This window comes from Roseateles albus (assembly GCF_028595345.1).
Classification (GTDB): Bacteria; Pseudomonadota; Gammaproteobacteria; order Burkholderiales; family Burkholderiaceae_C; genus Paucibacter_A; species Paucibacter_A albus.
On the sequence record NZ_JAQQXT010000017.1, the window covers coordinates 1 to 24,752 of the forward strand.

22 protein-coding genes are annotated in these 24,752 nt (G+C 62.5%); 12 read left to right on the forward strand and 10 right to left on the reverse strand.

Annotated elements, in window-relative coordinates; all coding sequences use genetic code 11:
- From PRZ03_RS21005 to PRZ03_RS21015, 3 genes are all read right to left on the reverse strand, one after another.
- Positions 1-1,207 (reverse strand): IS3 family transposase gene (locus tag PRZ03_RS21005; RefSeq protein ID WP_273602111.1). Its coding sequence is split into 2 segments (ribosomal slippage), with 1,205 coding nucleotides annotated over them: positions 1-863 and positions 866-1,207; the frame shifts between segments, so codons are not numbered across the junction. This gene is flagged as partial in the annotation.
- Between the two features lie 108 nt (positions 1,208-1,315).
- The gene (cphA, locus tag PRZ03_RS21010) at positions 1,316-3,895 is read right to left on the reverse strand and encodes a cyanophycin synthetase (RefSeq protein ID WP_263534383.1); all 2,580 of its coding nucleotides are present in this window, start codon (positions 3,893-3,895) and stop codon (positions 1,316-1,318) included.
- Positions 3,896-3,939: 44 nt separating this feature from the next.
- Positions 3,940-6,129: a cyanophycin synthetase gene (locus PRZ03_RS21015; protein WP_273602112.1), complete on the reverse strand. Its 2,190-nt coding sequence runs from the start codon at positions 6,127-6,129 to the stop codon at positions 3,940-3,942.
- A gap of 280 nt (positions 6,130-6,409) precedes the next feature.
- On the opposite strand from PRZ03_RS21015, the gene PRZ03_RS21020 reads away from it, so the two are divergent.
- Positions 6,410-8,704: a cyanophycin metabolism-associated ABC transporter gene (locus tag PRZ03_RS21020; RefSeq protein ID WP_458296234.1), complete on the forward strand. Its 2,295-nt coding sequence runs from the start codon at positions 6,410-6,412 to the stop codon at positions 8,702-8,704.
- A 17-nt stretch (positions 8,705-8,721) separates the two neighbouring features.
- Positions 8,722-9,189, forward strand: coding sequence for a cyanophycin metabolism-associated DUF1854 family protein (locus tag PRZ03_RS21025; protein WP_263534386.1), 468 nt, complete (start codon positions 8,722-8,724; stop codon positions 9,187-9,189).
- On the opposite strand, the gene PRZ03_RS21030 is transcribed toward PRZ03_RS21025, so the two are convergent.
- From PRZ03_RS21030 to PRZ03_RS21055, 6 genes are read right to left on the reverse strand one after another with little or no spacing between them, the layout of a single operon-like run.
- Positions 9,190-10,161: a sodium-dependent bicarbonate transport family permease gene (locus PRZ03_RS21030; RefSeq protein WP_263534389.1), complete on the reverse strand. Its 972-nt coding sequence runs from the start codon at positions 10,159-10,161 to the stop codon at positions 9,190-9,192.
- A 45-nt stretch (positions 10,162-10,206) separates the two neighbouring features.
- Positions 10,207-10,842 (reverse strand): exopolysaccharide biosynthesis protein, encoded by a 636-nt coding sequence (locus PRZ03_RS21035; protein ID WP_273602113.1) that lies wholly within the window; start codon positions 10,840-10,842, stop codon positions 10,207-10,209.
- 18 nt (positions 10,843-10,860) lie between these two features.
- On the reverse strand, positions 10,861-11,316 hold the full coding sequence (locus PRZ03_RS21040) for a TerB family tellurite resistance protein (protein ID WP_273602114.1): 456 nt from the start codon (positions 11,314-11,316) through the stop codon (positions 10,861-10,863).
- A gap of 22 nt (positions 11,317-11,338) precedes the next feature.
- Positions 11,339-11,494 (reverse strand): hypothetical protein, encoded by a 156-nt coding sequence (locus PRZ03_RS21045; protein WP_273602115.1) that lies wholly within the window; start codon positions 11,492-11,494, stop codon positions 11,339-11,341.
- A 9-nt stretch (positions 11,495-11,503) separates the two neighbouring features.
- Positions 11,504-12,220: a Bax inhibitor-1/YccA family protein gene (locus PRZ03_RS21050; RefSeq protein WP_263534393.1), complete on the reverse strand. Its 717-nt coding sequence runs from the start codon at positions 12,218-12,220 to the stop codon at positions 11,504-11,506.
- Positions 12,221-12,257: 37 nt separating this feature from the next.
- A complete protein-coding gene (locus PRZ03_RS21055; RefSeq protein WP_263534394.1) occupies positions 12,258-12,614 on the reverse strand; it encodes an HPF/RaiA family ribosome-associated protein in 357 nt (118 codons plus the stop codon).
- A gap of 117 nt (positions 12,615-12,731) precedes the next feature.
- Here PRZ03_RS21055 and PRZ03_RS21060 point away from each other — a divergent pair, with 117 nt between their 5' ends.
- From PRZ03_RS21060 to PRZ03_RS21105, 10 genes are all read left to right on the forward strand, one after another.
- The gene (locus tag PRZ03_RS21060) at positions 12,732-13,616 is read left to right on the forward strand and encodes a LysR family transcriptional regulator (protein WP_263534395.1); all 885 of its coding nucleotides are present in this window, start codon (positions 12,732-12,734) and stop codon (positions 13,614-13,616) included.
- Positions 13,617-13,711: 95 nt separating this feature from the next.
- The gene (locus PRZ03_RS21065) at positions 13,712-14,890 is read left to right on the forward strand and encodes an isovaleryl-CoA dehydrogenase (RefSeq protein ID WP_273602116.1); all 1,179 of its coding nucleotides are present in this window, start codon (positions 13,712-13,714) and stop codon (positions 14,888-14,890) included.
- The gene (locus PRZ03_RS21070) at positions 14,891-15,472 is read left to right on the forward strand and encodes a GNAT family N-acetyltransferase (protein WP_273602117.1); all 582 of its coding nucleotides are present in this window, start codon (positions 14,891-14,893) and stop codon (positions 15,470-15,472) included. It abuts the gene before it with no gap.
- Positions 15,469-16,149 (forward strand): carbonate dehydratase, encoded by a 681-nt coding sequence (gene can, locus PRZ03_RS21075; protein ID WP_263534398.1) that lies wholly within the window; start codon positions 15,469-15,471, stop codon positions 16,147-16,149. Before PRZ03_RS21070 ends, can begins: the two co-directional genes overlap by 4 nt.
- 19 nt (positions 16,150-16,168) lie before the next feature.
- A complete protein-coding gene (gene aceK / locus PRZ03_RS21080) occupies positions 16,169-18,010 on the forward strand; it encodes a bifunctional isocitrate dehydrogenase kinase/phosphatase (protein ID WP_263534399.1) in 1,842 nt (613 codons plus the stop codon).
- 15 nt (positions 18,011-18,025) lie between these two features.
- Positions 18,026-19,204 (forward strand): acetyl-CoA C-acyltransferase, encoded by a 1,179-nt coding sequence (locus PRZ03_RS21085; RefSeq protein ID WP_273602118.1) that lies wholly within the window; start codon positions 18,026-18,028, stop codon positions 19,202-19,204.
- The gene (locus PRZ03_RS21090) at positions 19,204-19,872 is read left to right on the forward strand and encodes an SDR family oxidoreductase (RefSeq protein ID WP_273602119.1); all 669 of its coding nucleotides are present in this window, start codon (positions 19,204-19,206) and stop codon (positions 19,870-19,872) included. Before PRZ03_RS21085 ends, PRZ03_RS21090 begins: the two co-directional genes overlap by 1 nt.
- 15 nt (positions 19,873-19,887) lie before the next feature.
- Positions 19,888-21,018 (forward strand): acyl-CoA dehydrogenase family protein, encoded by a 1,131-nt coding sequence (locus PRZ03_RS21095; protein WP_273602120.1) that lies wholly within the window; start codon positions 19,888-19,890, stop codon positions 21,016-21,018.
- A 115-nt stretch (positions 21,019-21,133) separates the two neighbouring features.
- Entirely contained in the window at positions 21,134-22,744 is a 1,611-nt protein-coding gene (locus PRZ03_RS21100) for a GNAT family N-acetyltransferase (protein WP_273602121.1), read from the forward strand.
- 267 nt (positions 22,745-23,011) lie between these two features.
- Positions 23,012-23,938, forward strand: a complete 927-nt coding sequence (locus tag PRZ03_RS21105; protein ID WP_273602122.1) for a hypothetical protein — start codon at positions 23,012-23,014, stop codon at positions 23,936-23,938.
- Positions 23,939-23,940: 2 nt separating this feature from the next.
- Here PRZ03_RS21105 and PRZ03_RS21110 read toward each other — a convergent pair whose 3' ends face one another.
- Positions 23,941-24,702: a substrate-binding periplasmic protein gene (locus tag PRZ03_RS21110; protein ID WP_273602123.1), complete on the reverse strand. Its 762-nt coding sequence runs from the start codon at positions 24,700-24,702 to the stop codon at positions 23,941-23,943.
- Positions 24,703-24,752 lie beyond the last annotated feature (50 nt).

Genomic DNA, 24,752 nt, shown 5'->3' on the forward strand with positions numbered 1-24,752 from the left:
GCCATGGACGCCCGGTGCACTGCATCGGGCGTTTGCATTTTCAACGACAGATGCGGTCGCTCGAAGTTGTAGATCTGAACTGACTCCGCAACCATGCGACGAGCTTGGGCGAGGTCTAAAGGCCGATTGAGAAGCAACTCGTTCTTCAGGATGCCATTGACCCGTTCGGCCAAGGCGTTCTGGTAGCAGTCGTAGCCATCGGTCATCGAGCATTTGACACCGTGGCGGCGGTGCAGCGTCTGGTAGTAGGTCGAACAGTATTGAATGCCACGGTCCGAATGATGAACAAGCTGCTGTTGGGTCTGACGGCCACGCAATGCCATTCTCATAGCTTGGGCAACCTCTTCGGTCTGCAAGCTCGGGTGCACATGCCAGCCAACAATCTTGCGTGAGTGCGCGTCGGTCACCAAGCTCAAATAGACGAACTTGTCTGCTGTGGGCAAGTACGTGATATCAGCGACCCACAGCTGTTCGCTTCGTTTGACCTTGATCTGCTCGGGCCCTTCCTTAACCAAGTTTGGATGCCGCCTGAAGCGATGATGGCTGTCGGTGGTCTTGTGATACGCCCGCCGCGTCGGTACGAGCATCCTGGCGTTGCGCAGCACGTCAAACATGGCGTCTCGCCCCAGGGCGATGCCTGCCTGTTGTAGCGGCTGGCGAAGCAAGTAATGCAGCTTGCGAGTGCCCAGCCGCGGCTGGCGTATCCGCTGCTCATTGACCAACTTCACCACCGCCTCGGCGCGCAGCCCTCGCTCAACATTTCTCTGGCGTCCTTGGTAGTACGCCTGGCGGCTGATGCCCATGTAGTGGCAAGCCCTCGACACGCTCAACCCCTGGACGAGGACTTGCCCACAGGCTTTTTTACGACACGCACGCCGTAGTCCTTCTTCAGCACGTCCACGACGGCTTCGAAGAACTTGGCCCGTTCTTGTGCTTGCGCGAGTTGCACCTGCAGCGCCTTGATTTGTTGCTCCGGCGTGAGCGCTTTGGGGTTCTTGTCTATCGGCATAGCCGCCGATGATGCCGCACGCCCCCAACCTTGGCGACCGTGCTTGCGCAACCAGGTCAGCACCGTGCTGCACCCTTGAATGCCATACCGGGTCTGCGCCTGTTTGTAAGTCAGTTCGCCCTTTTCGACCTGCTCCACCACGGCCAGCTTAAAAGCCATCGTGTAGTCGCGCTGTGTTCGCTTGACGCCTGTATCCATCACACATGCCCTTTCTTGAAGGCAAATGTGTCAACCCCGGTCAGGACGGGTCAACACAAAGAAAAAGGCGCTGAGTTCAGCGCCTTTTTTGTGGGGTCAGCGTCAAGCTCAACCCTCGGCGATACGCTTGGCCAAATGCGCCAAGGCCTCTTCGACTTGGTCGACCAGAACCAGGCATAAGTCGCCCGGCTGCAGGCGCGCCAAGGCCTTGTCGATGGCCACAAACTCGCCGCGGATCTCATCGATGAAGGTCGTGCGCTCCGCACCCACCAGGCCTTCGCGCAGCAGGGCCAGCACTTCGCCGTCCGAGCGGCCGCGTTGGCAGGCGTCTTCGAACAACAGCACATCATCAAAGGCGGCGCCCAAGATAACGGTCTGCTCGCGGATGTCCTCGTCGCGCCTATCTCCCGCGCCGCTGATCACGACCGAGCGCCGTTTGCCCGGCAGGGCCGCCACGGCGCTGACCAGCGCCCGCATGGCGTCGGCGTTATGGCCGTAGTCAGCGATCACCGTGGCACCGCGATAGTCCATCACATTGAAGCGGCCAGGCGCGTTGTCGGCGTCGTTGGCGAAGCTGGCCAGGCCACGGCGTACGGTGTCCCAGTCCAGGCCAATGCCCCAGGCGGCGGCGACCGAGGCCATCGCGTTTTCGATCTGGAAGCCGATCGCGCCATTGCGGGTGATGGGGATGTCGCGCAGCGCAATGTTCTCGCGCCATGAGCCTTGCGCGGCCACCAGCATGTCGCCGTCGATATAGACACAGCGCTTGCCCTGCGCCCGGTGGGTGGCCATCAGCGGGTGGTGGCGGTCGGAGGCAAAGAAGATGATCTGGCCCGGGCAGACCTCGGCCATCTTGGCCACCACGGGGTCGGCGGCGTTCAAGACCGCATAACCCGAAGCAGCGACGTTTTGCACGATCACGCGCTTGACCAGGGCCAACTCGTCCACTGTGTTGAGGAAGTTCATGCCGAGGTGGTCGCCGGCGCCCAGATTAGTGACGACCGCCACTTGGCAGCGATCGAAGCCCAGGCCTTCACGCAGCACGCCGCCGCGCGCGGTCTCAAACACCGCAGCTTCAACGTCCGGGTGCATCAGCACATTGCGCGCGCTCTTGGGGCCCGAGCAATCGCCGCTGTCGATCTGGCGGCCGTCCACATAGACGCCATCGGTATTGGTCATGCCGACCTTGAGGCCGCAGGTGGCGAACAAATGGGCGATCAGGCGCGAGGTGGTGGTCTTGCCATTGGTGCCTGTCACAGCAACGACCGGGATGCGGCCGTCTTCACTCTTGTGGCCGTGACCATAGAGGTGGGAGATGATGGCCTCGCCGACATTGCGGCCCTTGCCATAGCTGGGGCTCAGGTGCATGCGCAGCCCCGGTGCGGCGTTGACTTCAACCACGCCGCCATTGATTTCTTCCAGCGGGCGCAGCACGCTCTCGGCCACCACATCGACGCCGCAAACATGCAGGCCGACCACTTGTGCCGCAGCGATTGCGCGTGCCGCTACCTCGGGGTGCACGTCGTCGGTCACATCGGTGGCGGTGCCACCGGTGGACAGATTGGCGTTATTGCGCAGGATCACGCGCTGGCCCTTGGGCGGCACCGACTCGGGGGTCAGGTCTTGCTGCACCAGCCGAGCCACCGCGATATCGTCGAAGCGAATCTTGGTCAGCGAGGTGGCGTGGCCGTCTCCGCGTTTGGGGTCGGCGTTGACCTTGTCGACCAATTGCTTGACGGTCAGCTTGCCGTCGCCGATGACATGCGGCGGGTCGCGGCGTGCGGCGGCGATCAAGCGGTCGCCGACCACCAAAAGCCGGTAATCGCTGCCGGGCAGGAACTTCTCCACCATCACCTGGCCGATGTCTTCGGCGGCCTTGTAGGCAATTTCCATATGCTCGCGGGTGACGACATTGACCGTCACGCCCTTGCCCTGGTTGCCGTCGAGGGGTTTGACCACGACCGGCAGGCCGATTTCCTCGGCCACGGCCCAGGCTTCATCGACAGAATCCACTGGCGCGCCGATCGGCACCGGCACGCCGGCCGATTGCAGCAGGCGCTTGGAGAGATCTTTGTCCTGCGCGATCGACTCGCTGACGGCGCTGGTCGCGTCGACTTCGGCAGCCCAGATGCGGCGCTGTTTGGCGCCCCAGCCGAACTGCACCAGGCTGCCCTGCGTCAGGCGGCGAAAGGGTACACCGCGGGCGAGCGCGGCATTGACGATGGAGCCGGTCGAGGGGCCCAGGCGCACATCCTCGTCCAGCTCGCGCAGCTGCGCCAAGGTCGCGTCGGCGTCGAAGGTGCCACCGTCTCGGGCTGCGGCGACCAGCTTGCAGGCCTCATTGAACGCGAGGCGACCGACGTCTTCTTCGCTGTATTCGACCACCACCTGGTAGCTACCGGCTTCCGAGGTGATGTGAGTCTGGCTGAAGGTCACCGGGCAGCCGGCTTGGGCCTGCAGGGCTAGCGTTGCCTGCTCCAAGACATGGGCCAGTGAGATTGGCGTGCGTGTGGCGCTGGCTGGACGCAGGGCGCCGATGCTGGGGAAAAGGGCGCGCAAGCGAGCCTCGAAGTCGGGCATGTCGGCGATCGACTGCTCGGCGGGTGTGCAATGCACCACGGCTTCGATGGCGGTGTGGCGGCTCCACATATTCGGGCCGCGCAGGGCGCGGGTGCGAGAGACTTCCATGGATGGTCTTCCTCGAAGAAATATTGTTTATGAGTAGCGCGTGCTCAGGCGGCGAGCTCAGGCACAAAGGTGTCCAGCCCGGCTGAAATAAGTTCGGGCGAGATGTTCATGGCCCAGGCGGTGGCGACGGCGCCCAGCACGGTGGCGGCATCAATTTCTGCCGCAGCCTCCATGTCGGCAGCTGCGAAGCGCCGCAGCAAGGCGTCCACATTGGCGCCGACCGTTTCGGACTGGCCATGCGCCAGCACGGCCGCGCCCCCTTGCAAAAAGACCGCCCGCCCGCCTTGTTCGCGGTGCGCGGCCAGGGCCGGCAGCGTGGCGTCCAGGGCATAGAGCACGACCTCGCCGTCGCACAGATCGCTCATCTCGACCAGCAGCGGCTCGGCCGCGTTGAGCACCGCAGCGCCTTCGCCCAAGACCACATCGACTTGCGTGCGCAAGACCTTGAAGAGCTGGTCCGGGTTCATCACGTCGAACTCGGCCAAGCCTTCGATGCCGCCCATATCGGTGACCAAGCCGACTTGGCAGCGGTCATAGGACAGACCGTCACGCAAAATCGCCTCGGCGTTGTTTTCAATCACCACCGCGTCGACGCCGCGATTCATCAGCAAACGGTGGGCAGCGTCCCAACGCACGCTGCTCTTGCGTTCCACGCGGCGGGTGCCGAGGAACAAACCGTTGCGGCAGGCCAGGCCCACATGGCGGCCGTTCAGGTGCAGCAGCCACGCAACCAGGCGCGCGATCGTGTGCGTGCCGCGTGAGCCGGCCACGCCGACGATGGGGATGCGGCCGGTTTCGTCTTCGGCAAACAGGTGGTCGATGATGGCCTTGCCAACCGGCTGGGGCATGCCCTCGGCGGGCTTCAGATGCATCAGCAAGCCTGGCCCGGCGTTGACCTCCACAATCGCACCGCCTTGTTCGGCAAGAGGGCGGCCGATGTTCTCTGCCACCAGATCCACACCGGCGATGTCCAGGCCGATCACACGCGCAGCCAGGCTGACGGCATGGGCCACATCGGGGTGGACCTCGTCGGTGCAGTCAATCGAGACATTGCCATTGCGTTGAATCATCACCTGGCGACCGGCCTCCGGCACGCCGTCGATCTGCAAGCCTTGGCGCTCCAAGTCGAGGGCGATCACCGAGTCTTCCAGCACATTGATGCGGTTGAGCGGGAACTCTTCGGTCAAGCCGCGGCGCGGGTCGTTATTGATCTGCGAATCGATCAGCTGAATGACGGTTTGCACGCCGTCACCGGTGACATAGGCCACCTCGCCACGCGCGGCCGCTACCACCCGCCCGCCCACCACCAGCAGGCGATGCTCATTGCCGGGGATGTAGCGCTCGACCAGCACCTCGCTGCCATGCTGTTCGGCCAAAGCGAAAGCTGCCATCACATCGGGGCGGGTCTTCAGATCCAGCGTGACGCCGCGGCCGTGGTTGCCATCCGATGGTTTGACGACGACCGGCAGGCCGAGGTCCTCGGCCGCTTCCCAGGCTGCTTCGGCGGTTTTGACGGCCACGCCTTCGGGTACCGGCACGCCAACGGCCTTCAGCAGCGATTTGGTCAGGTCTTTGTCGCCGGCAATGCCTTCGGCGATCGCGCTGGTCATATCGGTCTCGGCCGTCCAGATGCGACGTTGGCGCGCACCGTGGCCCAGTTGCACCAGATTGCCGTCGTTCAGGCGGATATGCGGGATGCGACGGTCGGTCGCGGCGGCGACGATGGCGGCCGTCGAGGGGCCGAGATAGCAGTCGTCGAGTTTGTCGCGCACGCGCGCCACGGCTGCATTGACATCGAAGGCTTCGTCATTGATGGTGGCCATCAACAAGGCGTGGCCCTCGGCCAGGGCGCTGCGGGCCACATGTTCGTCGCGGGCCCGGAACACCATGCGGTAGACGCCGCGCTGGCTGGTCGAGCGGGTCTGGCCGAAGCCGGTCGGCATTCCGGCCAAGTTCAGCAACTCGATCACGATGTGTTCCAAGACATGGCCGCACCAGGTGCCTTCGACCAGGCGCTGCAAAAAGCCGCCGCGCTCGCCCACGCCGCAGTGATGCTCGATCAGTGCCGGCAAGGCCTTGGTGATGCGGTCGGTGAAGCCGTCCAGCAGATTGGTGGGCCAGTCTTCCAATTCGCCCAGATCCAGCCAGACTTCCAGCACAGGACGGTAGGTCCACATATTGGGGCCGCGCAAATAATTGATGCGCAGCAGCTTGATGTCTTCTTTCTTGCTCATGTGTGACGAGGAGGTTGAGGGCTGTTTGGGAGCCTGATGCAGGGAGGCGGATTTCTAAACTGGCGCAATTGTGCGCCCTTTGCGGCTGGCTTTGAGGCAGGCTTTGAGGTGCAGGGCCGAGCTGTCGCTAATGCAGGGTTTGAGCAACGTTTGAGCAAGGCTTGGCACGCGCCGTGGCGTCAATGTGCATGAATTCGGCATTGCCCTGGTGGCGATGAGTGAAAATCCGGTCTTGAACCTTGCCGGAGACCCCTTTTGAGGTGGCCGGCCAATAAATAGATTGCGTCATCACATGTCAGTTGAAGTGTCTGTGCAGCACCCCCGATGGCCCGAAGTCCAAGCGCGATTGCTGCCGCATGAGAACGTGCTGGCCCCGCTGGAGGTTGACCTGGACTCGCAATGCCGTTTCGCGCGCGGTTTGCTTGTCTTGACATCGCAGCGTCTGCTGGCCTGGGACCCGGCCAGCGCCCAATGGTCAGACTGGCCGCTGACGGCCGATTTGCGCATGCAGATCTCGGACCATGCCGGCGTCGGCTCGCTGGAGCTGCTCAACGCCGAACGGCGCTTGGGGCTGTGGCGCTTCACATTACAAATGAATCTGCAGGCGCAGCGCTGGCAAGATTTATTCACTCGGCGTATCGAGTCGGGCGGGGTGCAAGAACAGGCTCAAGTTGAGGAAGCGGAATATTGCCCCAGTTGCCAAGCCCCGCTGCCGCCGGAGAGTGAGGAATGCCCGGCTTGCGCGCGCGAACTGCACACGCCGCCGTCGACCTGGGTGTTGCTGCGCCTAGCGCGCTTTGCCAAGCCCTATCAGGGTCAGCTCTTGCTTGGCTTCTTGTTGATGCTCGGCTCGACCGGCGCGACCTTGGTGGCGCCGTACCTGAGCATTCCGCTGATGGACAAGGTCTTGATCCCCTTCCAAGCCGGCCACAAGATCGATCCCTATCTGGTGGCGCTGATTCTGAGCGGCTTGTTCGGCGCATCCCTGGTGTCTTGGTTGCTGGGCTGGGCCAAGACCTATATCTTGGCCTTGGCCTCGGAGCGTATTGCCGCCGACCTGCGCACCGCGACCTTCGAGCATTTGCTCAGCCTGTCGCTGGAGTATTTCGGCAACAAGCGCACGGGAGACTTGATGTCGCGCATCGGCTCCGAAACCGACCGCATCAGCGTGTTTTTGTCCTTGCATGCGCTGGACTTCATCACCGACGTCTTGATGCTCTTGATGACGGCGACGATTTTGTTCTCGATCAACCCCTGGCTGGCGCTGGTCACCTTGGTGCCGCTGCCGTTCATTTCCTGGATGATTCACTTGGTGCGCGACCGTCTGCGCACCGGCTTCGAGAAGATCGACCGCGTCTGGGGCGAGGTCACCTCGGTGCTGGCCGACACCATTCCCGGCGTGCGCGTGGTCAAGGCCTTTGCGCAAGAAAAGCGCGAGGCGCAGCGTTTCCGCGAAGCCAATGCCAATAACCTGAAGATCAATGACAAGCTGAACAAGACCTGGAGCTTGTTTGGCCCGACGGTCTCGCTGCTGACCGAGTTCGGTCTGCTGGTGGTGTGGGCCTTCGGTATCTATCTGGTGTCCAAGCAGGAGATCACGGTCGGTATCTTGACCGCCTTCATTGCCTATATCGGGCGCTTTTATGGCCGCATGGATTCGATGAGCCGTATCGTCTCGGTGACGCAAAAAGCGGCTGCCGGCGCCAAACGCATTTTCGACATCCTCGATCACCAATCGAATGTGCCCGATCCGGTCAACCCGACGCCGCTGCACAACTGCAAGGGCGGCATACAGATTCAAGACATCGGCTTCCGCTACGGCAACCGGGCGGTGATTCGCGGCCTGTCCCTGGACATCAAGCCGGGCGAGATGATTGGCTTGGTCGGCCACAGCGGTTCGGGCAAGAGCACGCTGGTCAACCTGATTTGCCGCTTCTACGACGTCACCGAAGGCGGCATCCGCGTTGACGGGATTGATTTGCGCCGCATCGGCGTGGCCGATTACCGTCGCCATATCGGCTTGGTTCTGCAGGAGCCGTTCTTGTTCTTCGGCACGATTGCCGAGAACATCGCCTACGGCAAGCCCGAAGCGTCGCGGGCCGAAATCGTCGCCGCCGCGCGTGCCGCTCATGCGCATGAGTTCATCTTGCGCCTGCCGCAGGGCTATGACTCGCTGGTCGGCGAGCGGGGGCAGGGCTTGAGCGGCGGCGAGCGTCAGCGCATCTCGATCGCACGCGCTTTGCTGATTGATCCGCGCATCTTGATCCTCGATGAGGCCACGTCCTCGGTCGACACCGAGACCGAAAAAGAAATCCAAAAGGCGCTGGACAACTTGGTCAAGGGCCGCACGACGATTGCTATCGCCCACCGTTTGTCGACGCTGCGCAAGGCCGACCGGCTGGTGGTGATGGATCGCGGGCAGGTGGTCGAAGAAGGCCCGCACGACGTTTTGATGGAAAAGCGCGGCGCTTACTGGCGCTTGTATGAGGCGCAGGTGCGCAGGGTGGACGCCGACGGTGAGCAAGTGCTGCCGATGCTGCCGCCGAATTTGAATGCACACACGGCGCAGCAATGAGGACGAGCGAGAAGACCATGAGCAGCAATCTGAACCTGTCACGCAACGCCTTTGGCCGCCTTTTGCTGACCGATGCGCAGGGCCGTGAGCATGCCGACATCAGCGTCGTGCGGGCTCATCCGATTTCGGCGCCGGATGAGGGCGTGTCCTTGATCGGCAGCGATGGCCATGAATTGGCCTGGATCGAAGACCTGGCAGCCTTGCCTGTGGCCCAGCGCGAGTTGTTGACGGCCGAGTTGGCGAGTCGCGATTTCATGCCGACGATTCAGCACATCACAGCGGTGTCCACCTTCTCCACGCCCAGCCAATGGACGGTAGCGACCGACCGCGGCGAAACGGTCTTCATCTTGAAGACCGAAGAAGACATTCGCCGCTTGCCCGATGGCCGCTTGTTGATCGCCAGCAGCCATGGCCTGCAACTGATGATTCAGGATCGCTTCGCGCTCGACCGGGCTTCGCGCAAGTTCTTGGAGCGCTTTCTCTGATCAAGCGGGAATCACGCGCTGTGCCACGCCGACGTAAAGCGGGATACCCAACAAGATGTTGAAGGGGAAAGTCAGCCCCAGCGACATGCCGAAATAAAGGCTTGGGTTGGCTTCCGGGATGGCGTGGCGGATCACGGCGGGCACGGCGATATAGGAGGCGCTGGCCGCCAACACCATCAGCAGCGCCGCATTGCCTTGCGACAAGCCGAAGACCAGGCTCAGCCCTAATGCGATGCTCGCATGCACCAGCGGCGCACCCAGGGCATAAGCAATCAGCAGCGGTGGCTGGCGTTTGAGCCCACCCATATTGCGCGCCGCCAGCAGGCCCATGTCTAGCAAAAAGAAGGCCAACATGCCTTTGAACAAGTCGCCGGCAAAGGGCTTCATCGCGGCTTGGCCCGACACGCCGCTCAAGATGCCCACCACCATCGCGCCGATCAGGAGCAGCTGCGCGCCGTCGGTGAGGGCTTCGTGCAGCACCTTGGATAAAGGTCCGGGGTTCTGGGTTGCTGCCGTACTGCCCTGTTTGCGCCGCACCAGATTGGCCAGCAACACGGCCATGATGATGGCGGGCGACTCCATCAGCGCCATGGCCGCAGCCATATGACCGCCGAAGGCGATTTCATGCGTGTCCAGGTATTGCACGGCGGTGATGAAAGTCACCGCGCTGACCGAGCCATAGGTGGCCGCAATGGCCGCTGCGTCAAAGCCGGAGAGGAAGCGGCGCAAGACCCAGTAGCCCATCGCCGGCACCAACACCGCCATCAGCAAGGCCAAGCCCAGGCTGACGCTGACTTCGTGCGTCAGGCCGGATTTAGCGAGGGCAAAGCCACCTTTCAGGCCCAGGGCCATCAGCAGATAAAGCGATAGGAACTTTGATATCTGCGGCGGTATCTCGAGATTGGATCTGAGTGTGCCGGCAATGATGCCGAACACGAAAAAAAGGATGGCTGGATCCAGGAAGCTCTGCATGGTTGAATTTTTCTATTGTTGATGCAGGCCAGCATTGTCCTTTAACTAGAGTTGACGCGCGATCCATGAGGGTATTTGCTGCGCGAGCGCCAGCGCTTCAAGGCCCCAAAACCAGGTGGCGGCTGCGACGGCGAGGCTGAACAGCAAGGCCAGGGCGGCCATGGCGGCGCCGGCCAGGACGGCCAAACCGTCGCGGGCCACCAGGCCCACGCCGAGCAACATCAAGGCCAGCGCCGGAAACAAATTGCCCATCGGGATGGGCAAGATGATCAGGGCCGCCATTAAGCCAACCTTGGCGCTCAAGCAGCGTTCTAGCGCGCCGTCGGTCAGATGCGTTAGGCGCTGCCGGGTCAAGCGGCCCGAGTGCGCATAAAAGCGTGCCAGCATGTGCAGCACGCGGGTGGCCCAAAGCCTGGACAGGCCGAACTCACCGACTCTTTGAGGCAGAGCGGCAGACGCTGCCGAAGCGCCGCGCCAAAAAGCCATAGCCATGGCCAGCAGGCCAAAGCCCAGCACTGAGCCAACGCCCGGCAAGGGCATCAGGCAGGGCGCGGCCAAAAGGATCAACAAGGTGCCCTGCGCGGCCGGCCCATGGGCAGCGGCCAGATGCTGCAGGCTGGTACCCTCTGCAGGCAGGTCGGCGGCCGCCTGGCGCAGGCGCTCTGACAAGGCTATGGTCATTGCGTGGCCTAGCCGGCCTCAGTGCATCGCGGCTTGGGGTGCCAGCGTGAGGCCGCTGTCTCTCGGCAGTGCTTGCGGTTGCAGCACGTGGTGCAGATCCCATTGTTCCAGCGCGGTCAACAGCAGCAAGGATTCGCCCGCGTCGATGTGCTGGTCGGCCTCGATCACGGTCACGCAAAGCTGCAGCAGCGTCATGCGCAACTGTGGGTCGTCGACTTCGGCCATCAGGGCTGACATCGCGGCCGGCGCGACGCGGCAGACGCCGGCTTCGGTGAGCTCGGCCTGATTCAGCAAATCATGGCAAAGCGCCCGCATCACCTCTTGCATTTGCAGGCGGTGCAGACCGAGCTGCGCATAGGCATTCGCCTCTTCCAAGGCTTCGAGTTCAAGCATCGAGAGGCTGCCGTCGGCAAGTGCCGCCAGCGACAAGATGCGGGCAGCGGCTTCGGGGCTGTTGCGGGGGTAGTGACGCATGGGTAAAACTTTTGGACAGTGTTTAGAGCAAAAAGAGGCCGGCGCCGGCAATGGCACTGGAGGCACCAATGCCGGCCAAGAGGCGGCCATCGCGGTGGTTCTTGGCCTTGAACTCGATATAGGCCACATAGAGGACGCTGGCCGCTAACAGTGCGATGGCAATAGCAAGTACGTTCATTTGATTTGATTACTCGTCTGAGCCACCGAAGCCGAACAGGCTCAAGAGGCTGGTGAACAGATTGAAGATGGACACGAACAGGCCGACGGTGGCGAGCACATAGTTGGTCTCGCCGCCATTGACGATGCGGCTGGTCTCAAACAAGATCAAGCCGGCCGACAACAAAGCGACCATCGCCGACACCGCCAGGCCCAAAGCCGGGATCTGCAAGAACACGGCGCCCAAGCCAGCCAACAGCGCGATCACCATGCCGGCGAACAGGAAGCCGCCCATGAAGGAAAAGTCCTTCTTGGTGGTCAGCACATAGGACGACAGGGCCAAGAAGGTGGCGCCGGTGGCGGCCAGGGCCAACATGATGGTCTGCGCGCCACCCGGCAAGGCCAGCGACTTGGCCAACACCGGGCCCAGGCTATAGCCCATAAAGCCGGTCAGGGCAAACACGGCCGGGATGGCCCAGCCGCTGTTTTGCAGCTTGTGGATGGCAAACAGCAGGCCGAAAGTGGCGCCTAGCGTCAAGATCAGGCCGGGCGCCGGCAGCTTCATGGCGACCCCTGCGGCAGCGACGGCGGCGCTGAACAGCAGCGTCATCGACAGCAGGGCGTAGGTATTGCGCAAGACTCGGGCGGTGGCCGGGCTGCTGACGGCGGATTGGTCTCGGCTGCCGCTGTGTTGTTCGATGCTGTCAATGACGGCAGGGCTAGCGTAGGTTTTGGTGGCGGTTTCCATGATGGGGTGTTCTTTCGCTTGAAGAGGGTTGATCGGATCAGCGCTCGCTGGATGCGGCGACCACGAACTGCAGCCGCTTGTCGCCACGCGGGTGGCTGCGGCCGCGCTGCCAGGCCTTCACCAAGGCATGTGCGGCGCGCGTCAGGGCGGCCTCGAAAGCGGCGCGCCAGGCTTTTGCCGTGGCGACGATCACCAGCGTGCCGGCGCCATGCGTGCGCAACTCCAGGGTGCAGCGCTTGTCGATGCCGCCGCGCGGGCCGTTGACATCACTCATTTGGACGCGGGCAAGGGGTACGTTCAAGGCGACACGGCGCATGGCAAAGCGCAGCCGCTCGGTGGCGACCTCGCGCAGTGCCAGCGCGTCTGCGTCTTTGGATTCGAAATGGACTTGCATATCGGAACTCCTATGGGCTTGAAGGTGAACGAAGAATAGGTTGCCGCTGACAAATGAAAAAGCAGATAATCGCGCAACAATACTTCTGTTTAACATGATGAATGGCAGGGCCAAGCGATGAGTCTGAGCTACAGCTACAAGCATCTCTATTATTTTTGGGTGGTGGCCAAGGAGGGCGGCGTGTCACGCGCGGCCGACCGGTTGGGTATGGCCGTGCAGACCGTCAGCACGCAGGTGCGGGAGCTGGAACGCGCGCTGGGCTATGCCTTGCTGAAGCCGGCTGGGCGCGGCTTGGTGCTGACCGAGGCGGGGCAGGTGGCGCTGCAGCAGGCCGACCAAATCTTTCAGTTGGGTGAGCAACTACCCGCGCTGGTACGCGACGCGGCCAGCACGCCGACCGTGCGCTTGGCGGTGGGCATCTCCAATGGCCTGCCCAAGCTGGCGGTGCGGCGTCTGCTGCTACCGGTGATGGACGAGCCGGGCCTGCGCCTGCTCTGCCATGAAGACCAGTTCGAGGGCCTGCTGAGCGAATTGGCGCTGCACCGCCTGGATGTCGTGCTGGCCGACCGGCCGGCGCCGCCCAATCCGAATCTGAAGGTTTACAGCCATTCACTCGGCGAGTCGCCAATGGCCTGGTATGCGCCCGAGGCCTTTTATGAGCAGGCCTTGCTCGACTTCCCGCGTTCGCTGGCCAAGGTGCCGGTCTTGCTGCCGACCACGCATTCGGCGGTGCGTGCACGCATTGACCAATGGTTCGAGCGCGTGGGCGTGCAGCCGCGCATCGTCGGTGAGTTCGAGGACAGCGCCTTGCTGGCGACGTTTGGCGGCGGCGGCATGGGCGTGTTTCCGGCCACCGAGCTGGTGCAAGACAAGCTGATCTCCCGCTATGACTTGCGCCGCGTCGGCGATTGCGAGGGCGTGCAGGAGAGCTTTTACGCAATCGGCGCGGACAAGAAGGTGGCCCATCCGCTGATTCGGCAGCTGCTGCTGGCCTGGCATTGAACTAGAATTTGCAAGTTGACGTTTACGTAAGCGTCAACCAAAAAAGCGCGCGTACGGCCTTACGATGGCCGGCGCCCAACAATCTTGGAGACGATATGAACTTGCCCGGCCTGAATTTCCAACTTGGTGAAGACATCGACGCGCTGCGCGATGCCGTGCGTGACTTTGCGCAAGCCGAGATCGCGCCGCGTGCGGCCGAGATCGATCACTCCGACCAGTTCCCCATGGACCTGTGGCGCAAGATGGGTGATCTGGGCGTGCTGGGCATTACCGTCGGCGAGGAATATGGCGGCGCCAATATGGGCTATCTGGCCCACATGATCGCGATGGAAGAAATCAGCCGGGCTTCCGCCTCGGTCGGCCTGAGCTACGGCGCGCACAGCAATCTGTGCGTGAACCAGATCAAGCGCAATGGCAATGCGGCGCAAAAAGCCAAATACCTGCCCAAGCTGATCAGCGGCGAGCATGTGGGCGCGCTGGCGATGAGCGAGCCGGGGGCTGGCTCTGACGTGCTGAGCATGAAGCTGCGCGCCGAAGACAAGGGCGGCTACTTCCTGCTCAACGGCAGCAAGATGTGGATCACCAACGGGCCCGACGCCGATACCTTGGTCGTTTACGCCAAGTCTGAGCCCGAGTTGGGCGCGCGCGGCGTGACCGCCTTCTTGATCGAGAAGGGGATGCCGGGTTTCAGCGTTGCGCAAAAGCTCGACAAGCTGGGCATGCGCGGCAGCCACACAGGCGAGTTGGTGTTTAGAGATGTTGAAGTCCCGGCCGAGAACGTGCTGGGTACGCTCAACGGCGGCGCCAAGGTCTTGATGTCGGGTCTGGACTACGAGCGCGCGGTGCTGACCGGCGGCCCGCTGGGCATCATGCAAAGCGTGATGGACAACGTGATCCCCTATATCCACGACCGCAAGCAATTCGGCCAAAGCATCGGCGAATTTCAGCTGATCCAGGGCAAGGTCGCGGACATGTACACGGTCTTGCAGGCCGGCCGCTCGTTTGCTTATACCGTCGCCAAAAACTTGGATTTGCTCGGCGCCGAGCATGTGCGCCAGGTGCGCAAGGACTGCGCCTCGGTGATTCTGTGGACGGCAGAGAAGGCCACCTGGATGGCCGGCGAAGGCGTACAGATCTTCGGCGGCAACGGCTATATCAATGAGTACCCGCTCGGCCGCTTGTGGCGTGATGCCAAGCTGTATGAGATCGGAGCGGGCACCAGCGAGATCCGCCGCATGCTGATTGGCCGGGAACTGTTTGCGGAGACCATGTAATTGGTCGAGGCAGCGGTTCAGATCCCGACGCTGCAAGGCCAGCGTTGTCGTTTGCGCGAGTTGCGGCCGTTTGATGCCGGCTCGCTGCAAAGGCATGCCGATGACGAGGCGGTCTGGCGCAATATGTTTGAAGGCTTTCCTCACCCCTATTTACAGGGCGATGCCGAGGCCTGGTGCAGTGGCGGTTGGCGTGATGGTGGGCATGTCTGGGGCATTGAGGTCGACGAACAGATCATCGGTTGCGTCGGTTTTCAGGCTCAGGCCGGTTGGCTGCGCTGCAACGCCGAGATAGGTTACTGGATTGGCCAAGCCTTCTGGCGCAGAGGCATCAGCAGTGAAGCGCTAGGCCTGGTGACCGAATGGGCTTGGGCGCATCAGCCTGAATTGAGCCGGCTCTGTGCAGGCATCTTTGCCTGGAATGAAGCTTCGCAGGCAGTGGCTCGAAAAGCCGGCTATCAACTCGAGGCCCGCCTGCCGCAAAGTGCCTTCAAGGCAGGCCGCCTGATCGACCGCGTTGTCTGGGCCAGCTACCGCAATCCCGCAAGTCCGGTGTCATCCGGCGCCGTGACAATGTCCACATGACTACTGAACTCAAAGAACTGCTGGACAGCAACAAGCATTGGGCGGCCGAGACCGAAACGCGGGAGCCCGGCTTTTTCTCACGCCTGCTGAAGCAGCAAACCCCGCAATATCTGTGGATTGGCTGCGCCGACAGCCGCGTGCCGGCCAACGAGCTGGTCAATCTCTTGCCGGGCGAGTTGTTCGTGCACCGCAATGTGGCCAATGTGGTCGTGCACTCGGATCTGAATTGCCTGTCGGTGATGCAGTTCGCGGTTGATGCCTTGAAGGTCAAACATGTGATCGTGGTTGGGCATTCCGGCTGCGGTGGCGTCAAGGCTGCTTTGAACGACACCCGCACCGGCCTCGCCGATAACTGGTTACGTCATGTGCAGGATGTGCGCAACCACCATCAGGAATGGCTGGACACGGTGCCAGCGGCTCAGCGCGTAGACGCCTTGTGCGAGCTCAACGTGCTGGAGCAGGCTCGCAATGCCTGCCAGACCACCGTGGTGCAAGACGCCTGGGCGCGCGGTCAGGAAATCGTCGTGCATGGCTGGGTTTATGGCCTGCACAACGGTTTGCTGGAGGATCTGCGCATCACGGCGGCTTCGGCCGAGCAGGTCGGCCCGGCTTTTTCACGCGCCTTGAGCGCGGTCAAGCTGCGCTATGACAGGCAGCGGCTACAGTCGGCCGACTGACTCAACGCCGAGGCCGCCAATGTTCCCGCAAAAGCTGACCGACTCCCGAGCGTTCGAAATTGCGCAGGCGATGTTGGGCGGCTTTAATCGGCATTACGGCCTGTTTCGCGCTACTTCGGCCGCGGCCAAGGGCCGCTTCGAGCGGGCGGACTGGCACGGCCAGCAGCGTGCTCAGCGCGAGCGTATCGAGTTCTATGACGCCCGGGTCGATGAGGCGATCGCGATGCTGGAGCAGCGCTTCCAGACCAGCAGTTTGCCGATGGACGTCTGGCAGCAGGTCAAGCTGCATTACATCGGCTTGCTGATCGACCACCACCAGCCCGAGCTGGCCGAGACCTTCTTCAATTCGGTCTGCACGCGCGTGCTGCACCACGGCTACTTCCACAACGACTTCATCTTTGTGCGACCCGCCGTCTCGACCGAATACATCGAAAACGAAGAGCCGGCCGCCAAGCCAACCTACCGGGCTTACTACCCGACGCCCGCCAATTTGCGCGAGACCATGCGCCGCGTGGTCACGAACTTCCAGCTCGACCTGGAGTTCGAGGACCTGGGGCGCGATGTGGATTGGGTGCTGAGCGCGGTGCGCAAGGAGTTGGGCAACTTCCGCTGGCGCACCAATTTTCAGATCCAGGTCTTGTCCAGCCTGTTTTATCGCAACAAGGGTGCCTACCTGGTCGGCAAGATCATCAACGGCTTTACCGAGACACCGTTCGCGCTGCCCATTTTGCATAGAGAAGCCCCAGGCAAGCAGGGCCCAGCCTTGCTCTATATCGATGCGATGCTGTTTGGTGAAGACGATTTGCTGATGTTGTTCAGCTTCGCGCGCGCCTACTTCATGGTCGATATGGAGGTGCCCAGTGCTTTTGTAGCTTTTCTGCGTTCGATGATGCCGCGCAAACCGCGCGCCGAAATCTACAGCGCCATCGGCCTGCAAAAGCATGGCAAGAACCTGTTCTATCGCGACTTCCTCTATCACCTGCGCCATTCCTCCGACAAGTTTCGCATCGCACCCGGCATCAAGGGCATGGTGATGCTGGTGTTCGACTTGCCGTCTTACCCCTTCGTCTTCAAGCTGATCAAGGACTTCTTCCCGGCGCAAAAAGAAACCACTCGCGAGCTGATCCAGAGCAAGTATTTGCTGGTCAAACAGCATGACCGGGTTGGCCGCATGGCGGACACGCTGGAATACAGTAACGTCGCATTCCCTCGCCACCGTTTCGAGGATGAGTTGGTGGCGGAGTTGAAGCATTTTTGTCCCAGCCTGCTGGAGATCAAGGGCGACGATCTGGTCTTGAAGCATGTCTATATCGAGCGCCGTATGGTGCCGCTCAATATCTATCTGCAGGAAGCCACACCGGCGCAGATGGAGCATGCGGTGCTGGAGTATGGCAACGCGATCAAAGACCTGCTCGCGGCCAATATCTTCCCCGGCGATATGTTGTGGAAGAACTTCGGCGTCACGCGTCACGGCAAAGTCGTGTTCTACGACTACGACGAAATCGAATACATGACCGATTGCAACTTCCGCCATGTGCCGCAGCCGCGCAATGAGGAAGAAGAAATGTCGGGCGAGATTTGGTACCGGGTCGGCCCGCGCGATGTTTTTCCCGAGACCTTCGGCCCCTTCTTGCTCGGCCACCCCGGTGTGCGCGAGCTGTTCATGCGCCACCATGCCGATCTGCTCGACGCCGACTATTGGCAGCAACACAAGCTGCGCATTCAGGCCGGCCATGTGCACGATGTCTTCCCCTATGACCCGCACAAACGCTTTGCCTACACGGCGGGTCAGAACAAGCATCCCCATGTCGATGGTGCAGCGCTGATCGCAGCAAGCCATCACGATCTTCCCGTTCAATAAACCAGGAGCATTCCCATGTCTGATTCCATCGTCATCGTTTCCGCCGCCCGCACCCCCATCGGCGGCTTGTTGGGCGACTTCGCCGGCCTGCAGGCCTGGGAGTTGGCAGCCGTAGCTATCAAGGCGGCAGTAGAGCGTGCCGGCGTCCCCGGCGACGCGATTCAAGAAGCCTTCATCGGCAACTGCCTGATGGCCGGTCAAGGCCAGGCCCCGGCGCGCCAAGCGGTGCTGAAGGCCGGCCTGCCGCAGTCGGTTGGTGCAGTGACCTTAAGCAAGATGTGTGGTGCCGGCATGCGCGCCACCATGTTCGCGCATGACACGCTGAAGGCCGAGAGCGCCGACATCTTGATCGCCGGCGGCATGGAGTCGATGACCAATGCCCCGCACCTGATGTTCGCCCGCAAAGGCGTCAAGTACGGCGCTGCGCAAATGTTCGACCATATGGCCCTGGACGGCCTGGAAGACGCTTACCAGCGCGGCAAGGCGATGGGCGTGTTTGCCGAACAATGCGTGGCCAAGTACGGCTTCACACGTGAGGCGCAGGACGCCTTTGCGGTCGCATCGACCGAGCGGGCCAAACGTGCCAACGAGGACGGCAGCTTCGCCTGGGAAATGGCGCCGGTCACGGTCAGCGGCCGTGCTGGCGACACCGTCTTCAGCCGCGATGAGCAGCCCTTCAAAGCCAAGCTGGACAAGATCGCCGGCCTTAAAGCCGCCTTCGTCAAGGACGGCACCATCACCGCCGCCACTTCGTCCAGCATCTCCGACGGCGCCGCCGCCATGGTCTTGATGCGCGAGAGCCATGCTGCGAAGTTGGGTCTGAAGCCGGTCGCCCGCATCGTCGGCCATGCCGTGCACGCGAACGCGCCGGAGTGGTTCACCACCGCCCCGGTCGGCGCGATTCAAAAGCTCTTGGCCAAGAACGGCTGGGATGCCAAGAGCGTCGATCTGTGGGAAGTCAACGAAGCCTTCGCGGCCGTCACGATGGCGGCAATGGCCGAGTTCAAACTGCCGCATGAAATCGTCAACGTCAACGGCGGCGCGGTCGCCTTGGGCCACCCAATTGGCGCCTCCGGTGCCCGCATTCTGGTGACCCTGATCGGCGCCTTGAAGCATCGCGGCCTGAAGCGCGGCGTGGCCGCGCTGTGCATTGGCGGCGGCGAGGCGACTGCGATGGGCGTTGAGCTGATCTGATGGCGCAGACCCTGATCATCGGCGCCTCGCGCGGCATCGGCCTGGAGTTTGTGCGCCAATGCCGCGCCGCTGGTGACAAGGTCGTCGGCACGGCGCGCAGCGAGGCCGGTTTGGCCTTGTTGCAGGCCGAGGGCGCGACCGCGATCAAGCTGGATGTGGCCGACACGGCCAGCGCGTCCGGTCTGGCCTGGCAGATCGATGGCTACCAATTCGATCAAGTGCTGTTCGTGGCCGGCGTCTTCGGCCCGCGCAGCGCCGGCCTGCAAACGCCCACCGAGGCCGATTTCGATGCCGTCATGCATGCCAATGTGCTGGGGCCTATGCGGGTCTTGCCGCAGCTGGTGGACGCCTTGGCGCCGGGTGCAAAGCTAGGCCTGCTGTCCTCGCGCATGGGCTCGCTTGCCTTGCGCGAGAACAGCAGCGGCTGGCTCTACCGCGCCTCCAAGGCGGCCGTCAACTCGGTGCTCAAAGATGCGTCGATTGCCTTGCGTGAGCGCGCCATCTGCATCAGTTTTCACCCCGGCTGGGTGCGCACCGAGATGGGCGGCGAAGGCGCCGACATTGATGTGCAAACCAGTGTGGCCGGCATGCGGGCCGTGCTGGCCGGCTTGAAGCCGGCCGACAACGGCAGCTTTTTCAATTACGACGGCCAGCCCCTGGCCTGGTGACGAGACAAAATCAATATGTTGCTTAGCGAAGACCATCTGGCCGTCCAAGACGCGGTGCGCGCCTATGTGCAGGCCGAGATTGCTCCCAAGGCCGCGCAGTGGGACAAGACCCATCACTTTCCTGCCGCTGAGTTGCAGGGTTTGGCCGAACTCGGCTGCTACGGCGTGGCCGTGCCGACCGAGTACGACGGCGCCGGCCTGGACTATCTGGCGCTGAGCGTCATCCTGGAAGAAATCGCCGCCGGCGATGGCGCGACCTCGACTGTGGTCAGTGTGAATAACTGCCCATGTTGTTCGATCCTGATGGGCTTCGGCAATGAAGATCAAAAGCAGCGTTTTCTGAAGCCGCTGGCGCGCGGCGACATGCTCGGCGCTTTCTGCCTGACCGAGCCGCATGTCGGCTCCGAGGCCGGCGGCCTGCGCACCACGGCCGTGCTGGACGGCGGCGAGTATGTGCTCAACGGCGTCAAACAATTCATCACCAGCGGCAAGAACGGCGACGTGGCCATTGTGATGGCGGTCACCGACAAAGCCGCCGGCAAGAAAGGTATCAGCGCCTTCCTGGTGCCGACCAACACGCCCGGCTACGAAGTCGACCGGGTCGAAGACAAGATGGGCCAGCATGCCAGCGACACGGCGCAGATCCGTTTCGAGAACTGCCGCGTTCCCGTTGCCAATCGTCTGGGCGAAGAAGGCCAGGGCCTCAAGATCGCCTTGGCCGGTTTGGAAGGCGGCCGCATCGGCATCGCATCGCAGGCGGTCGGCATGGCGCGCGCCGCCTTCGAGGCGGCGCTGAGCTATGCCAAGCAGCGCGAATCCTTTGGCCAGCCCATCTTCAATCACCAGGCGATCAACTTCAAGCTGGCCGATATGGCCACACAGATCGAAGCCGCAAGGCAGTTGATCCACCACGCCGCCAGCCTCAAGGATGCCGGCAAGCCCTGCTTGAAAGAAGCGGCGATGGCCAAGCTCTTCGCCACCGAGATGGCCGAACGCGTCTGCTCCGACGCGATCCAGGTCCATGGCGGTTACGGTTATGTCAGCGACTTCCCCGTCGAGCGCATCTACCGCGATGTGCGGGTCTGCCAGATCTATGAGGGCACGTCCGAGGTGCAGAAGATTCTGATCGGGCGCGCGCTGGCTTGACCCTTTGGGTAGCGGTTTACGCTACTTGGTCAGATCATTCTGTTCTTGTGCCGCGGCAGGTCTACAGTGCGTCACCGCCGTAGACCGTGCGCTGCACAAAAGGACAGGAATGCCCATGAGCTTGGAGACAAGGCAGCTTGGACCACTCAGCTTCAAGATTGCCGATCAGGCGCAGGAGTTCGAGGCCATTCATGGCCTGAACTACCGCACCTTCGTTGATGAAATCCCGCAGCATCAGAGCAACCCCGAGCAGCGCCTGGTGGACCGCTTCCATGCGCAGAACACTTATGCGATCTGCCTGCACCAGGGGGAGCTGGTCGGCATGATCGCGGGCCGCTGCGAGCGCCCGTTCTCGCTTGACGGCAAGCTCGGCGATCTGCAGCAGCATTTGCCGCGGCATCGGAAGGCGGTGGAGATTCGCTTGTTGGCGGTGGCACCGGCGTTTCGCAAGCATGGGGTGTTTGCTCGGCTTGCCGGTGTTTTGGCCCGTTACTTCCGTGCCCAGGGCTGCGATCTGGCCCTGATCTCGGGCACGCTGCGCCAGACCAAGCTGTACGCGCATCTCGGCTTTCAGGCCTTTGGCCCGCTGGTGGGCAGTGCCGATGCGCCGTATCAGCCGATGCTGATGCGGCTGCCCGACTATGCGGCTAAATCCGGCCATCTGGAGTTCTTGTCTGATGGCCAGCATGCAAGCTTTTTGCCGGGCCCGGTGGCGATCGCCCCGGCCGTCGCGCAGGCCTTGGCGGCGCCGGCACTCTCGCACCGCGGCGCCGTCCATTTGCAGCGTTTGGCGCGGGTGCGGCAGCGTTTATGTGAGCTGGGTCACTGCGAGGGCGCCTTGGTGTTCCCGGGCACCGGCACCTTGGCCAATGATGCGGTGGCGGGCCAGCTGTCCCTGCTCGGTGGGCGCGGGCTGGTGATCAGCAATGGCGAGTTCGGTGAGCGGCTGGCCGACCATGCGCAGCGCTGGCGCCTGCCACACCAGCTGATGCGTCTGCCATGGGGTCAGGCGCTCAGCGCAGCGGCGCTGGAGCAAGCGCTGGCCGAGCAGCGGCCCGATTGGGTTTGGGTGGTGCTGAGCGAGACCTCCACCGGCATGCTCAACCCGCTTGACATGTTGCGCGAGGCCTGCGCGCGCTTCGGTGCGCGCTTGTGCGTGGATGCGGTCAGCGCGTTTGGATTGCAGGCCTTGGACTTGCGCGGCGTGTGGCTGGCGAGCGCTGTCAGCGGCAAGGCCTTGGGTTCTTATGCCGGGCTGGCCATCGTCATGCACAACGGCGATCTGCAGCCCGCCGGGGCCCTGCCTCGTGCGATTGATCTGGGTGGTTTTGCGCAGGCCGACGGTGTGCCCTATACGCAAAGCTCCAATTTATTGGCCGCGCTTGAGGCGGCGCTGGCGATCGACTGGCCGGCGCGCTGGCAGGCTGTGCGCGAGGCCGACGCGGCGCTGCGGCTTGCGCTGGGCGCCGATGGCGAGGTTGAAGCTTGGCGTTTGCTGGTAGATGGCCCGCACGCCATGCCGGGCATTTTGACCTTGGCGCTGGGACCCTCCTTGCGGGCGGGCCGCGTTGGCCAGCGTCTGGAGCGAGCCGGCTTCAAGCTTGCCTGGCAGAGCAGTTATCTGCATGAACGCAACTGGCTGCAGATCTGTTTGATGGGCGCTTGGAGTGAGGCGGCGCTAGCTTTGCTGCCGCAGCGGCTCAGGCTGGCTGCCGGCACGGTCTGAGTCCTTAGCGCCACTGTCGCGCTCAATCAGCTCGCTTTGAGTTGCGAAGCCCGAACGCTTGGAGTCTGGGTCATCTCAGCCCAATTGCTGCATGGACTCGGTTTGTTGCGGCAAGCTCCGATCGTGGGCGCGCCGGCGCGCTGTACAAAACGTACACAGACACTCGAAATCACTTTTCCTAGAATGGCGTCACTTTGCAGCAAGGCCCTCCGATCTGCGTTCAACAGACGGGCCTGCAGCGCCTTCATAAGCTTCTAGGGAGAGATCATGTTCACACCGTCCGTTCAACTCAATCAAAACTCAAGTTTTCGCCCCTTCTTGTTGGGCCTGAGCCTGTCCGCTGCAGTCTTGCTGAGCGCCTGTGGCGGCGGAGGTGGCGGCAGCGACGGTGGCGGCACGGTCGTCCCACCACCACCGGTGGATGGGCCAGACTTGATGGTGACGGCAGACCCGACCTCGATCGGCGAAATTCCTTCCGGCACCGCGCAAACCATGATCAGGTTCAAGTTGAGCAATGTGGGCAAGGGTGCGGCGGTGACGACCGACTTCAATATCGTCGCCGATGCGCTGCTGCAAGACATGAAGGTGCTCAACTGCAAATCAGACAATGCGGGCACCGCCTGCCCGACGATCCTCGGATCGCGCATGGCGATCAGCAATTTGCTGCCGGGCGCGACGCTCAGCTTCGATGTGTTCGGCACGGTCAAGTCCGGCACCAGCGGGACGGTCAATTTCGAGGCTTCAGCCAATTCGACGGGAGCCGGCCAGCTTTCCAGCAGCAAGCAGGCGGTGGGTCTGAAGGCCTACACCGTGGACGTCGGTGTGCAGGTCACCGGGCCGACAGCACCCGTGCCCCCGGGCGACAGTTTTGAATTTGTGGTGACGGTCGGCAACCAGGGGCCCGATGCAGCCAAAGGTGTCGATTTGATCCTGACTGCGTCGAGCATTTCGGTCGGAACAGCGCCTACCCTTGGCGCGATGACCTGCACGGCATCCGGCGGAGCTGTCTGCCCGACTGCTTTGAGCGTCGCCAAGATGACCCTGCCCAATGTGCCCAAGGACGGCAGCCTGGTGTTCAAGCTGCCCTACAGCTTTGCGCCTGGCCAAAGCGCAAAAATGGTGTTCAACGCCGACCTGACTGCCAAGGGTGACAACAACCTCAGCAATAACAGCTTCACGCTGCTGACGCCTTAATCTCAGGGCAAGGTGTTGGCGAGCCCGCCACTCTTGAGGATTCTCTGCAGGCTGCCATCGGCCTTCATGCTGAGCAAGCCCTTGTCGAAGGCGGCTATCAGTTCGCTGGCCTGCGGGTGCGTCTTGGCGAAGGCCAGGTAGGTGTCCTTGCGCTCCAGGCCCGGTGACAGCCATTCGACCTGGGCCTTCAGCGAGGGCTCACGCTCCAAGCTGGCCAGGCCGGCCTCTTTGGCGCCGAAGGCCAGGTCGATGCGGCCAAGGGCTAGCTTTTGCAGGTTCTTTTGCAGCGAGCCGACGGGGTCAAAGCGCAGGCTCTTGTCGCTCAAGATCGGCGGCAGATAACTGCCTCGCTCGACGCCAATCAAGAGGCTCTTCAGCTGTTGTGCCGTTTGTAATTGATGCTTAGCGCCCTTGCGCGCAAAGAAGCCTAGCTCTTGCTGCAAGATCGGCTGGCTGAAATCAAACATCAATTCGCGCTCGGCGTTACGCCAGATACCCAAGATGCCGCAGCGACCGTCGCTGCCGTCCTTCAAGATCCGCGCCCAGGGCATGAATTCGGCCTTGAGTTCATAGCCCGAGCGCCGCAAAGCCTCGGTAGCAATTTGAATCACCGGCCCGCCCTGCGGCAGCTCGGGGCTGTTGTAAGGCGAGAAGTTTCCGACGCAAATGTCCACCGGCGGCCCTGCTGCTCTGGCCGCGCCCATGCCCAGCCAGAGCAGCAGGGCTGCATGCGCAAAGAAACCTGAGAACTTCGGATGGGACATGGCTCGCCCACCATAGCGCCTAAGCGGCGCTGGCTCAAGTGGGTTTAGCC